9 protein-coding genes and 1 pseudogene are annotated in these 12,930 nt (G+C 67.4%); 7 read left to right on the forward strand and 3 right to left on the reverse strand.

Annotated elements, in window-relative coordinates:
- The first annotated feature begins 37 nt into the window (after positions 1–37).
- Positions 38–730: a cytochrome c gene (locus ACAM55_RS03545; protein WP_369654695.1), complete on the forward strand. Its 693-nt coding sequence runs from the start codon at positions 38–40 to the stop codon at positions 728–730.
- Between the two features lie 94 nt (positions 731–824).
- Here the strand turns inward: ACAM55_RS03545 and pcaG are convergent, their stop codons facing one another.
- Together pcaG and pcaH are read right to left on the reverse strand one after the other, a co-directional pair.
- On the reverse strand, positions 825–1,433 hold the full coding sequence (gene pcaG / locus ACAM55_RS03550; RefSeq protein WP_369654696.1) for a protocatechuate 3,4-dioxygenase subunit alpha: 609 nt from the start codon (positions 1,431–1,433) through the stop codon (positions 825–827).
- Positions 1,434–1,453: 20 nt separating this feature from the next.
- On the reverse strand, positions 1,454–2,179 hold the full coding sequence (gene pcaH, locus ACAM55_RS03555) for a protocatechuate 3,4-dioxygenase subunit beta (protein ID WP_369654697.1): 726 nt from the start codon (positions 2,177–2,179) through the stop codon (positions 1,454–1,456).
- A 111-nt stretch (positions 2,180–2,290) separates the two neighbouring features.
- Here pcaH and ACAM55_RS03560 point away from each other — a divergent pair, with 111 nt between their 5' ends.
- Positions 2,291–3,289 (forward strand): LysR substrate-binding domain-containing protein, encoded by a 999-nt coding sequence (locus ACAM55_RS03560; protein WP_369654698.1) that lies wholly within the window; start codon positions 2,291–2,293, stop codon positions 3,287–3,289.
- A gap of 22 nt (positions 3,290–3,311) precedes the next feature.
- Here ACAM55_RS03560 and ACAM55_RS03565 read toward each other — a convergent pair whose 3' ends face one another.
- The gene (locus tag ACAM55_RS03565) at positions 3,312–3,746 is read right to left on the reverse strand and encodes a DUF1841 family protein (protein ID WP_369654699.1); all 435 of its coding nucleotides are present in this window, start codon (positions 3,744–3,746) and stop codon (positions 3,312–3,314) included.
- A 242-nt stretch (positions 3,747–3,988) separates the two neighbouring features.
- Here ACAM55_RS03565 and ACAM55_RS03570 point away from each other — a divergent pair.
- The 5 genes and pseudogenes from ACAM55_RS03570 (at position 3,989) to ACAM55_RS03590 (ending at position 12,901) form a co-directional block, all read left to right on the forward strand.
- A pseudogene (locus ACAM55_RS03570) lies at positions 3,989–6,924 on the forward strand (hypothetical protein).
- 84 nt (positions 6,925–7,008) lie between these two features.
- Positions 7,009–7,521 carry an OmpA family protein gene (locus tag ACAM55_RS03575; RefSeq protein ID WP_369654700.1) on the forward strand — a complete coding sequence of 171 codons (513 nt, stop codon included), beginning with the start codon at positions 7,009–7,011 and terminating at the stop codon, positions 7,519–7,521.
- 102 nt (positions 7,522–7,623) lie between these two features.
- Entirely contained in the window at positions 7,624–10,695 is a 3,072-nt protein-coding gene (locus ACAM55_RS03580; RefSeq protein ID WP_369654701.1) for a Mur ligase family protein, read from the forward strand.
- On the forward strand, positions 10,692–10,979 hold the full coding sequence (locus ACAM55_RS03585) for a hypothetical protein (RefSeq protein WP_369654702.1): 288 nt from the start codon (positions 10,692–10,694) through the stop codon (positions 10,977–10,979). Before ACAM55_RS03580 ends, ACAM55_RS03585 begins: the two co-directional genes overlap by 4 nt.
- A gap of 80 nt (positions 10,980–11,059) precedes the next feature.
- Positions 11,060–12,901, forward strand: coding sequence for a peptidase domain-containing ABC transporter (locus ACAM55_RS03590; RefSeq protein ID WP_369654703.1), 1,842 nt, complete (start codon positions 11,060–11,062; stop codon positions 12,899–12,901).
- The last annotated feature ends 29 nt before the right edge of the window (positions 12,902–12,930 follow it).

Raw genomic sequence — 12,930 nt, forward strand, 5'->3', positions numbered from 1 at the left:
TCGAAAAACTGTATCTCCACGAGATTGTGCGCGCAAAATGAACAAGTTGTTGACCACGATGTTTGCCTTCGCTGTCGCTTGCGTGACGGTCTCGGCGCAAGCCCAGCAAGTCACGGGCAATGCCCAGGACGGCGCCAAGAAGGTTGCGATGTGCGTGGGCTGCCACGGCATCATTGGCTACCAGGCCAGTTTTCCGGAGATCCACAAGGTGCCCATGATTGCCGGCCAGAGCGCCAGCTACATCACCTCTGCGCTCAACGCCTACAAGGCTGGCGACCGCAAGCACCCCACCATGCGCGCCATTGCCGACACCCTGAAAGACCAGGACATCGCCGATGTGGCCGCCTATTACAGCCAGCTGGGCCTGAAGGAAGGCGACGCACCGCCGGCCACGCTGGCCAAGCCCATGCCTGAGAACGTCCAGGCCCTGGTGTCGCGCGACAAGGACAACAGCTGTACCAAGTGCCACGGCGCCAACTTCAACACGCCGAACGACGGCACGGTGCCCAAGCTGGCCGGCCAGCATGCCGACTACCTCTTCGTGGCGCTCAAGTCGTACCGCGTCAAGAACAACGCGCACCTGGGCCGTTCGAATGCGGTGATGGCGCAGCAGGTCGAGCCCAAGAAGTTCACCAACGCCGAACTGAAGACGCTCGCCAGCTACATCAGCTCGCTGCCCGGCGAACTCAAGACGGTGCCGGAATCGCGCATCCACCACGGCGCACAATAACAAGCAGCGGCAGGCGCAGCCCGAGCAGCGCCACTTCCCGCTCCCATGAAAAAGCCCGCGCGAAGCGGGCTTTTTTGCGTCCGGGCGATGCCGGTCAGACGTCGAAGAACACCGTTTCGTCGGCCCCCTGCATGCGGATGTCGAAGCGGTAGCTCACCGCGCCGCCTTGCTCCACGCGCTCCGCAAGCAGCGTGTGGCGGCGCTCGGCCGGCACGCTGGTCAGCACGGCGTCCTTGGCGTTGGCTTCGGCCTCGTCGCTGAAATACACGCGCGTGAAGGCATGCAGCAAGAGGCCGCGCATCAGCACGATCACGTTGACATGCGGGGCTTCGCCCGGCGACTCGGCGCCCGGCTTCACGGTGTGGAACACGAAGCGGTTCTGCGGATCGATGCCCGTGCCGGCGCGGCCGAAGGCGCGGAAGCCGATCTCGCGGGCCTCGGCCGGCGTCTGCGGATAGCGGCCTTGGCCATCGGGCTGGCTGATCTCGACCAGCGCATCGTTGATGGGGTTGCCGTCGCCGTCGATCACGCGGCCCTCGAGCCGGATGCGCTCGCCGGTGGCGTTGTCCAGCGCCACGACGGCGTCGAAAGGCTGGTCGAAGTCGTAGCCGTACTGGGTGGCGGTGAGGCCATAGGCGAAGTAGGGGCCCACGGTCTGGGAGGGGGTCTGGCCGAAGTCGGCTTCCTGTGCGCTCATCAACATGGTGTGTGTCTCCTTCTGGCTCAACGGTTTTCGAACGGCGTTTCGTCGGCGCCGCGCAGCACGACGTCGAACTGATAGCCCAGCGCGTAGCCTTCCTCGGTGACGTCGAGGCTGAAGTCGGCAATCAGCCGGTTGCGGTAGCGCTCCGGCGTGCCGGTGATCATGGGGTCGTACTGCATCAGCGGATCGCCGGGAAAGTACATCTGCGTGACCAGGCGGCTCGCAAAGCTCTGGCCGAACAGCGACATATGGATGTGCTGCGGACGCCAGGCGTTGGGGTGGTTGCCCCAGGGATAGGCGCCGGGCTTGATGGTGAGGAAGCGGTAGCGGCCCTCGCTGTCGGTCAGGCAGCGGCCCGCGCCCAGGAAGTTGGGGTCGAGCGGCGCATCGTGCTGGTCGACCTTGTGCACGTAGCGGCCCGCGGCGTTGGCCTGCCAGATCTCGACCAGCGTGTTGGCCACCGGGCGGCGGCGCTCGTCCAGCACCTGCCCGGTGAGGATCATGCGCTCGCCCAGCGGCTCGCCGTTCCTGCGCGCGTTGCGGGTCAGGTCGTGGTCGAGCGCGCCGATGCTGTCGTGCCCGTAGACCGGCTGCTGCAATTCGCCCAGCGAGGCCTTCAGCGGAACCAGGGGCTTCTGCGGCCCGCGCTTCACAGTCGACTTGTAGCCGGGATAGATGTAAGAGGGGTGGGCTTGCCAGTCGCGCGGGGTGAGGATGGCGGGGGATGCCTTGGTTGGGGTCAACATGCGTTGTCTCTCCTGTCGTGGGACGAATCGGAATATATGGAAGCCAGACTTTAGAAGTCCCGTTCGATGATGTAAATTGAAGATTGATCTGTTTTGAATAACCAAAGGTAATTGAAAACCTCTGCCGACATTCGCCAGGACTTCGTGCGCAGCGTGCAGTTGCGGCACCTGCGCTGCCTGGTCGCGGTGGCGCAGGAGCGCCATCTGGCGCGCGCCGCGGAGCGGCTTTCGCTGAGCCAGCCGGCGGTCTCCAAGACCCTCTCGGAGCTCGAGGCCATCGTCGGCGCCCGCCTGGTCGAACGCAGCAAGGCCGGGCGGCGCGGCGTACAGGGGCTGGCACCGGCCGGCGAGCAGCTGCTGGCCCATGCCCTGCGCGTGCTCGAGGCGCTCGATGCCAGCGCGCAGGCGGTGGCGCCGGCCTCGGGCGAGCGGGTCGAGCGGCTGCGCATCGGCACCCTGCCGAGCGTGGGGCCGGCCCTGCTGCCCATGGCGCTCGCGCGCTTTCGCGAGCATTGGCCGTCGGTGCAGGTGGTGGTGAAGAGCGCGGCCAACCCGGTGCTGCTCGACGAGCTGCGCGCCGGGGAGCTCGACATGGTGGTGGGCCGCATCAGCGATCCGCGGCTCATGGGCGGGCTCAGCTTCGAGCTGCTCTACACCGAGCCGCTGGTGTTTGCCGTGCGCGCGGGCCATCCGCTGGTGGCCCGGTCCACCCGGACGGTGTCGGTGCAGGCGGTGCTCGACTATCCGCTGGTGGTGTATGGCGAGGGCACGATCCCGCGCCACAACACGGAAAGTTTCTTGTCGGCGCGCGGCCTGGTGCTTCCGGCCAACGCGCTGCAGACGCTCGACGTGGCGGTGGCGCGCGGCCTGCTCGCGGTGTCCGACGCGGTCTGGATCACGCCGCTTGGCGCCGCCCGCGGCGAACTGGCGGACGAACGCCTGGTCCGGCTGCGCATCGAAACCGCCGGCACCGACGAACCCGTGGGCCTGCTGCTGCGCAGCGATGCAGAGCCCTCGGCCTTGCGTGCGGCCATGGCCGCGCTGCTCCGCGAAGGTGCCAGGCAGCAGGGCGCGCCGCCTTCGCAGCCCAGGAGAAAGCCGCAGGAGTAGCGATCCAGCCCTGCGGATGCGCCTAGTCTTTTGTTGCTCGTCGCTGCACGCACGCCACGTAGCCGTCGCCGTCGGGCGGCCGGCCGGCGCGCTGGCTCTCCCACATCATCTGGCCCAGGCATTCCATGGCCTCGTGATGCGCGTCGAGCAGCGAACCGCGGCGGGCCGCCAGCAGCTCCACGGCCTGGCGGATGCCGCGCGGCTGGTCGATCGAGCATTGCTCGCTGATCGACAGATGCATCGACAGGTGGAGAAACGGATTCTCCCGGCCGTTCGAGCCGTCGTACACGCGTGCCACCGCCGCATCGGCATCGGCCAGGTCGCCGTGGTATTCGGGGTGCGCATCGATCCATCCCGCGGCAATCGTCTCGAGCGCTTCCATCGGCAAGCCCTGGCGGTGCTTGGCGTACACATCGCAAAAGAAGCGGCGCACGTCTTCCTGGGAGGGGTTGAACATATCTGTTTGAAGAAGAGAAATGGAGGTCGATGTTCCGGTAGCGAGACGTTACATCGTTACGTAACGAAGTGCCAAAAGGCCGCTCCGGAGGCTTTTTTCAACGCCGGCGCGCACGCCCCGTTTTAAATAAATATCTATATGAATCAATAGCTTGCGTCATTGGATGGGCCGATATCGAAGCGCGGTAACGAATCGGCACGCTAGTTGCCCCTGTACACGCATCTTTTGTCACAGAGGCTGTCATGAACGCACCACAAGCACCGACCCCATCGACCGAAGGACTTGCCGCCAGTGGCGTCGCTCCTGTGGTCATCGCTCAAGCCACCAGCACACCGCTGGGCGCACCCATCGTGACCGGCTCGCCGGCGCCTGCCGCCACGACGGCACCTGCCGGCGTGGGCACATTGTCCAATGCTACGCCGGGCGTCGCGGTGATGCGGGACGGTGTCCGCATTCCGGTGGACGGCAACCAGACATTGATCGCGGGCGATCGCGTGATCGTCCCTGAAGGCGGGCAGGCCAACGTTCTCTTTCCCGGCTCGGCCAGCAACAAGGCGCCGCTGGCCGGCGTATTCACCGGCGGCACCGATGCGACCATCGGTTCGACCAAGCTGCCCGGCGGCCTTGAACAGGTGAACGTCGACGTCGCCTCGGGCGACCTGCAAGTGACGCCGCCGGACAGCGATGCCGAGGCGGCCGCACTGGCAGTGACCAAGAAGGTCGCGGCCGGCAGCGGTCTCGGGCTGGGCGAATTCGCGCTCGGCGCATTGGGTGCCGCCGGGCTTGGCGCTGCCCTGGGCGGCGGCGGTGGGGGCGACGGTGGAACGATTCCGTTCCTTCTTGGCAGCGGCGATGACGGAGATGCCGATGCGGATGCTGACGCCGATGCCGACGCTGACGCCGACGCCGACGCCGACGCCGACGCCGACGCCGACGCTGATGCCGATGCCGACGCCGACGCTGATGCCGACGCCGACGCCGACGCCGATGCCGATGCCGATGCCGATGCCGATGCCGATGCCGATGCCGATGCCGATGCCGATGCCGACGCCGACGCCGACGCCGACGCTGATGCCGATGCCGATGCCGATGCCGACGCCGACGCCGACGCCGACGCTGACGCCGACGCCGACGCCGACGCCGACGCTGACGCTGACGCCGACGCCGACGCCGACGCAGACGCAGACGCAGACGCAGACGCCGACGCCGACGCAGACGCCGACGCAGACGCAGACGCAGACGGCGATCACCTGCTCGATCCGGGCGATGCCCTCGCGGGTGGTGTGGTGGGCTCGACCGACGACAACCTGGGCCTCGGTGGTTCGCTCACCCCGGTGCCAGGCGTCATCGACAGCACGACCGACCTGGTCGATGACCTGGTGTCTCCGGTGCTCGGCGAACATTTCACGCGGGACGATCCGAACCAGTTCGATCCGGTGGACGATTTCAGCGAAACCGTGGTCGGCAGTGTCGGGGGCGCCGCAAGCCCGATCGTCGACGCCCTGCTCGGCGAAGGCGCCACCGGAGCGCTGGTCGGCCAAGTCGACCACCTCACGGATGCGCTTCAGAACGGCATCGACAACCTCGTGGGCGACAACGGCATCCTGAGCGGCGTGACCACGGCGCTCGGTGTGGATGGCGTCGTTGATGGCCTCGTCGGCGATGGCGGCCTGGTCGGCGACCTGGTCGAAGGCGTGCTCGGCGAAGACAGCCTCGTCAGCACCCTGATGAGCGAAGACGGCCTGGTCGGCGGGCTCCTCGCCGACGACGGCGCCGTTGGCAACCTCATCGGTGAAGACAGCGCCATCGGCGGACTGCTTGGCAACGTGCTGAGCGACGAAGGCCTCGTCGGCGGCCTGCTGGGCGATGGCGGTGCCCTGGGCGGCCTGCTCGGCGGACCATTGGGCGAAGACGGCCTGCTGGGCGGCTTGCTCAGCAGCGACAGTCCGGTGGGCGGCCTGCTCAGCGGCGACGGCCTGGTCGGTGGCCTGCTTGGCGGAGAAGGCACGGCGGCCGGTTTGCTGGGCAGCGAAGGCCTCACGGGCAGCTTGCTCGGCCAGGACGGCGTGGTGGACAACCTGCTCGGCGCGAATGGCGTGGTGGGTGGCCTGATCGAAGACGGCCCGCTGGGTGGCCTGCTCGGCGGCGAAGACGGCCTGCTAGGTGGTCTGACCGGTGGTGTGCTGGGCGGCGATGGTCTGCTGGGCGGTGTGCTCGGCGACGAAGGCCTCGCCGGCGGCCTGCTCGGCGAAGACGGTTTGCTGGGCAGCGACGGCGCGCTCGGCAGTCTCCTTGCCAGCGATGGCCTCCTCGGCGGCGTTCTCGGCGACGACGGCCTGGTCGACAACCTGCTGGGTGACAGCGGCGTGCTGGGCGGTGTGCTCGGTGGCGACGGCTTGCTTGGCGGCCTGGTCGGTGAAGACGGCGTTGTCGGTAGCCTGCTCGGCGGCGATCTCTTGGGCGGCGACTTGCTTGGCGGTGACCTGCTGGGCGGCGTGCTCGGCGAAGACGGCCTTGTCGGCAACCTGCTCGGCGGCGATCTCCTGGGCGGCGACTTGCTTGGCGGTGACCTGCTGGGCGGCGTGCTCGGCGAAGACGGCCTTGTCGGCAACCTGCTCGGCGGCGATCTCCTGGGCGGTGACTTGCTTGGCGGTGACCTGCTGGGCGGCGTGCTCGGCGAAGACGGCCTCGTTGGCAACCTGCTCGGCGGCGATCTCCTGGGCGGCGACTTGCTTGGCGGTGACCTGCTGGGCGGCGTGCTCGGCGAGGACGGCGTGGCGGGTGGCCTGCTCGGCGGCGATCTTCTCGGTGACGACGGGCTGGTCGGCAGCCTGCTCGGCAGCGACGGCTTGCTCGGCGGCGCCCTGGGGGCAGCAACGCGGTTGCCAACATCCTGGATCCGGTGCTGGACACCGCAGGCACTGTCGGAGAAGTTTTGGAACCCGTGGTCTCCGCCGTGTCCGAGGTGGCCGAGCCGGTGACCGACATCCTGGCTGGCGCGACCCCGACGCTCACTCCGGCGATTGAAACGGTCCACGGCGTGCTCGACACCGTGGCGGAAGCGGCGCCGATCGTGACCGACGTGGTGACCCCGATCACCAGCCTGGTCGATCAAGCCGCAGGGACCGGCAACGTTCTCACGCCCGTGACGAACATCCTGCACGGCCTGCTGGGCTAAGCAACAAAGAGGCAGTAGAGGAGAAGAAGAACGACAGCACCAGGGACAGGCCGGTGTCGGCCTGTCCCTCGAAAGGATTTGGGTATGAACAACAGCAGCAGCTATCGGATATTGACCGTCGTCGCGCTCGCGGCAAGCCTTGCCGCCTGCGGAACGGCGATCAAGAGCGGGCGCGAAGACGCTACCTACTACTACTCGAACAAGGGCACTCCGGTCGCGAAGGTGGAGCCGCCTCCGCCCGCGCCGCCGGTCGAGAACGGCCCGGTCGGCGTGGCGAGGATCGTGTATTTCGACTTCGACAAGTACGACGTCAAGCCGCAGTACCGCAGCGTGGTGGAAGCGCACGCGAACTTTCTCCGGAACCGTCCCGCGAGCAAGGTGATGATCGAAGGCCACACCGATTCGCGCGGCGGCCGCGAATACAACCTCGCGCTGGCCCAGCGCCGAGCCGAGTCCGTGCAGCGTGCGCTCACGCAGCTTGGCGTGCCGGGCGAGCGCATCGAGGCCGTCAGCTGGGGCATGGAAAAACCCGCGTCCCCCGCAACCACCGAGGAGGGCTATCAGCTCAATCGCAGAGCCGAATTCAGCTACCGCTGATCCGGAGAACCGCGATGCCTTCGAGGGGAGCTTCCGGTCCGCCACGTCAAAGCGAGAGCAGATGACGGCCGCGGCCGGGCTTCCGTATTCGATCGGGGCCGAATGATGTCCTTCTCCGACCAGCTCCAGGCCTGCCACGAGCGTCTGGTCTCGGTATGTGCGGCGCTGCCGGCGCCTTATCCGGCCTTCACGCTTTTCTTCTCGGTGAGCGACGGTTCGCAGCGCGCGCACGTGGTGCACGCGCGTGCGGCCGGGTTCGAGGCCGCGTGGCGCGAAGGCGCCGAGGCCGTGGAGCGCCGGGTGCGCGAATACGGCCTGGTCTCGCCATGGCTGCGCATCGATTGGGTCGAGGGCGCAAGCCCGATGGATTGGGCGCAGTTCAAGGCGCAGCTCGCCGCCGTCAAGCGCAACTACTTTCGCCTTGGCCTGGCTTTCGACAAGAGCTTCGAGATCGCGTTCACCGAGCAGGAACTCAACGCCAACGCGATGCTGTGCGGCGACTCGACCATTGCGCATGCGGTGGTCAATGCGCGCAACTTCGAGGTCTACGGCCAGGCGCGCTTCGCACGTGCGCCGCTGCTCGACTTGCCGGCGGACCAGCCGGTCTACCTGCTTGCGACCGCAGGTGTCTTCTGCCAATCGGACGGCGTCGTGCACAAGCTCGTCGGCACGGGGCTCGATGCCGGTCGGCGCCAGGCGCCGGCGCTCAATTCGCAGTCGGTGCTCGAACTCGTGCGCAGCGGCTCGGCTTATCTTGCGCGCCAGGTGCAGGGCGACGGGTTGTTTGCGTACGGCTACTTTCCGTGCTTCGACCGCCGCATTTCCACGTATGACGTGTCGCGCCACGCGGGTGCGCTCCACGCCATGATCGAGGCGTGGGAGCTCACGCGGGACGACAAGCTGCGTGCTGCCATCGACCACGCGCTCGACTATCTCGCGAATTCGCTCATACGCCACTACAGGCTCGCGGACGGCACCCAGCTCGCCTTCCTCATCGACACTGGTGAAGAAATCAGGCTGGGCGGCAATGCCGCCTGCGTGCTCGCGCTGGTGAAGTATTGCGAGACGATGGACACGCGCGACTGGTTGCCGTTGCTGGAGAAATTGGCGCTGGGCATCGCATGGCTGCAGGACGCCGCCACGGGCCGTTTCAACCACGTGCTTCATGCCGCCGACCTGCAGCTGAAGCAGGCCTCGCACGCTGTCTTCCATGACGGCCAGGCGACCGTCGGCCTCATGCGCCTGTACGACCTCACGCGCGATGCCAGATGGCTGGTGGTGGTCGAGAAGGCCTTCGACCATTTCATTGCGAGCCAGCACTGGCAGGCGCACGACCACTGGCTGAGCTGCTGCGTCAACGAACTCACGCGCTGGAGCCCGCAGGAAAAGTACTTTCGCTTCGGCCTGCAGAACGTGGCCGGGTACCTGGACTTCGTGCTCGACCGCAAGACCACCTTTCCCACGCTGCTCGAGCTCATGCTGGCGGCGCAGCAGATGCTCCAGCGGCTCGAGGGCATGCCCGCAATGCGGCACCTGCTCGACGAGCTCGACACGGAGAAGTTCTACCGCGCGCTCGAGTACCGCGCCCACTATCTGCAGAACGGCTTCTTCTGGCCCGAGATGGCGATGTACTTCCGGCGGCCGTCCACCATCGCCGGCGCGTTCTTCATCCGGCATCACGCGTTCCGCGTGCGCATCGACGACGTGGCGCAGTATGTGTCCGGCTTCGTGGCCTATCACCGCTACCTGCTGGAGCGGCGAGCCTTGCCCGGTGCCGGCAGCGTGAAAGACGACGGCGCTCCCTGGACCGCGAGCGAAATGGCGCGCGTGACCAGCGGCGAATGGGTGGTCAGGCCGGACGATGGCTGGCGCGCCGGCGGCGTGGCGCAACGCTCCTTCCTGCGCAAGGGGCGGGTGGTGTTCGAGCACCAGGCACGGCCCGCCAGGGCGCCGCTGGCCGCCGTGGCGCTCAAGGGCGTGTTGCAGCCTGCGGCCGCCGTGCTGTGCGCCGACGCCGCACCGCATCTGGACAAGCGGGTGCCCGTGCTCCAGGTTGCCAACGTGCAGCAGGCCGTGCTGGCATTGGGCGCGCATGCGCGCACCGAGTTCGGCGGGCGTGTCTGCGGCGTGCTGGGCAGTGGCGCCGGCAGCAGCACCGTGGCCGCGATGCTGGCCGAGACCCTGGCGGTGTGGGGCGAAGTCGGCCGGCCCGAGGGCAACGTCAGCCTCCCCTCGGGCCTCGCCTGGAACCTGACCTGCATGCCGCGGCACGCGGCCTATTGGGTGTTGGAGATGGGCTCGCCGCACATCCTCGCGTCGACGCAACTGGTGCGGCCGATGGTGACGGTGGTGACGGGGCTTTCATCCGCTTCGCAGAAACACCGCGGACCCTCGGAGGCCGCCGCGCGCCTGGACAGCCACATCTTCGAAGGCATGGCACCTGGCGACACTGCCGTCTTGAACCGCGACCTTCCCGAGTTCGCGACCTTTGCCGAGGCCGCGATGGCGCAACAGCTCCAGATCGTGACCTATGGCGAGCACAAGGGCGCCGACATGCGGCTGCTCGCGTTCGATCACGGCGAGGTCCAGGCCCTTGTGCTCGGCGAGCCATTCCAGCTTCGCCTCAATGCGCCGGGGCGACACATGGGCGCCAGCGCGGTGGCCGCTCTGGCCGCGTTGCAGGCGATGCGCCTGAAGCTGTCTGCCGCAGTCGAGCCCTTCGCGCGCTTCGAGCCGCCGGGCGGGCGTGGCGCGCTGCACACCATCCACATCGGCGGCGGCAGCTTCAAGCTGATCGACGAGACCTACGACGCCAACCCGAGCTCGATGCGTGCCGCGCTCGAGCTGTTGTCGCAGGCGCCCTGCGAGCCGGCGCGGCGCGTGGCGATTCTTGGTGACATGCAGGAGCTCGGTCCGGCCGCGCAGCGGCATCACCTCGAGCTCGAGCCGGAACTGCTCGCATCGCAGCCTGACCGCGTGCTGCTGTGCGGCCCGCTCATGCGTGCGCTGCACGCGCGCATCCGCACCAAGGTCAGGTCGCACTGGTTCGTCGATGTGTCCGACCTGTCGACCGCGCTCGGGGGCCTGCTGCAGCCGGGCGACTGGGTGCTGGCCAAGAGTTCCGCTGGCGTCGGCCTGTCCCGGCTGGCCCGTGTATTGAAAGCATTGCCATGAAATTGAACGCGCCCCTGCCCCTGTTCTTCGAGCCAAAGGCAGCGCCGCCGGGCCGCTGGTGGCTGGGCTGGCTGCAACTGCTTTGCGCATGGCTGCTTTGCATGCTGCTGTGCGCCAACGTCGCCCTGGTATTGGCCAAGGGATGGCCGCTGGACGAGGCCCGGCCGCAAGCGAAAGCACCGGCCGGTTGTGCGCATGCCGAAGCCATCGCCGAACAAGCCGCGGGCAGTAGCGAGGCATCTGCCGCGAAGCTGCGGCGGGCGCCCCGATGCAGCGGCGCGTAACGTGATATTTTGCCTAGTAACAGTTGGGTAACAGTTGATAATGACGCAGGCGTCATTGCCGAACGGATCGGCCTCTTCCCATGATCAAGTTTCTCTTGCCCAGCCAGCTGGTGGCCGAAATGCCCGAGGAGCCCGGTGCCAGTCCGTACGCGGGTGCGCTGCACACCGCGTTCCGGGCTGCCTATCCGTTGGTGAAGAGCGCGGCATGGCGTTCGCTGCCCATCAGCCTGTTCGGCCTGCTGCCTTCGATTTTTCTGCTGCAGGTCTACGACCGCGTGCTGTCGCGCAGCGGCGTCTCGACGCTGGCCGCGCTGGTGAGCGGCATCCTGTTTTTTCTCTGCATCGAGTTCTGGCTGCGCACGCGGCGCTCGCGCCTGCTGCGCAACGCGGGCGCCATCATCGACCACGGCGTTTCGGGGGCGCTGCTCCATTCGATGCTGAACCGCCCGCTTCGTGCGCTCGAGGCGCGTCCGGCCTCGATCTGGCACCAGTACTTCCGCGACGTGGCCTCGGTGCGCGGCACCGTCACCGGCGGCCTGGCGCAATCGATCTTCGACCTGCCGATGGCGATCTTCGCGCTGGTGGTGATCGGCATCGTGGCCTTGCCCGTGCTGCCGGTGGTGGCGCTGTTCCTTGCCATCATGGCGTTCCTGGCCTGGTGGTGGGCCGACGAGGTGCGCACCGGCCGCGTCGAGGAAGTGCAGCGCGGCCGCGGGCTCGACCGCATGACCTCGGAAATCTGCAACGCGCGCGAAACGCTCAAGACGCAGGCAAACGACGGACCGACCATCGAGATGTGGCGCCAGACCTATAACGCCTGGCTGGGCGAAAGCTTCAGCAAGAACGGCCAGATCGAAAGCGCGCGCGACGGCACCACAGTGCTGCTGACGGTGTTCTCGGTCATCGTGGTGAGCGTGGGCGCTGTGTCGGTCATGGAGCAATGGATGACGGTCGGCGGGCTGGTCGCCTCGAACATGCTGGCGCTCAAGGCACTGCAGCCTGTGGCCGGGCTGGTGTCGAGCTGGCGTTCTCTGGCCGCCGCGAAGGAAGCGGCAAAGCGGCTCGAAAAGGTGCTCTGCGAGCCGGTCGAAAAGCCGCCCTCGGGCATGACGCTGCCGCAACCGCTCGGCCGTGTCACGCTGAAGGACGTGAGCTTCAGCTTCACGGAAGGTGCGCAGAAACCGGTGCTTGAGAACGTCGATCTCGACATCGGGCCGGGCGGCCTTCATGTGATCGTCGGGCGCAACGGCGCCGGCAAGTCGACGCTGGTCAAGCTGCTCTCGGGCCTGTACACGCCCACGCGCGGCGTCATCAGCATCGGCGAATACGATCTTTCGCAGTTCGGGCGCGAAGAGCTCTCGCGCTGGATCAGCTATCTCTCGCAGGAGGTCTACTGGTTTGGCGGGCCGCTGATCGACACCATGCGCCGCACCGCTCCCGGCCAGAGCGACGAGCAGGTGGTGGCGGCCTGCAGGCTTTCGGGCGCGCACGACTTCATCTCGCGGCTGCCCGACGGCTACCGCACCGTGGTCGGCGAGGGCGGCACCGGTTTCTCGGTGGGTGAGCGGCGCAAGCTCGCGCTGGCCATGAGCTTCCTGCGCAAGCCTTCGGTGCTGGTGCTCGACGAGCCAAGCAACGACCTCGACTTCCAGAGCGAACGCACGCTCCTCGCCACGCTGCTTGCGGTGGCCAAGGTGCGCACCGTGGTGGTGGTCACGCACTCGCTGCGCATCGTCTCGGCAGCCACCGTGGTCTATCACGTGACGGGGCAGGGCAATGTCGAACAGGGAACGGCGGCCGTCATGGTGCCGAAGCTGTTCGGGGTCAAGAAGGCCTTGGTGGCCTTGGGCGATTCCGCCGTCAGCGGCGACGATGCCGAGGCGCTGCCGCAGGGCAACGCCGCGAACCGTTCCATGGCTTGAGCCCATCGATTGAAGACAAGAGCAACGGG

Source organism: Variovorax sp. V213, assembly GCF_041154455.1.
Taxonomy (GTDB): Bacteria; Pseudomonadota; Gammaproteobacteria; order Burkholderiales; family Burkholderiaceae_C; genus Variovorax.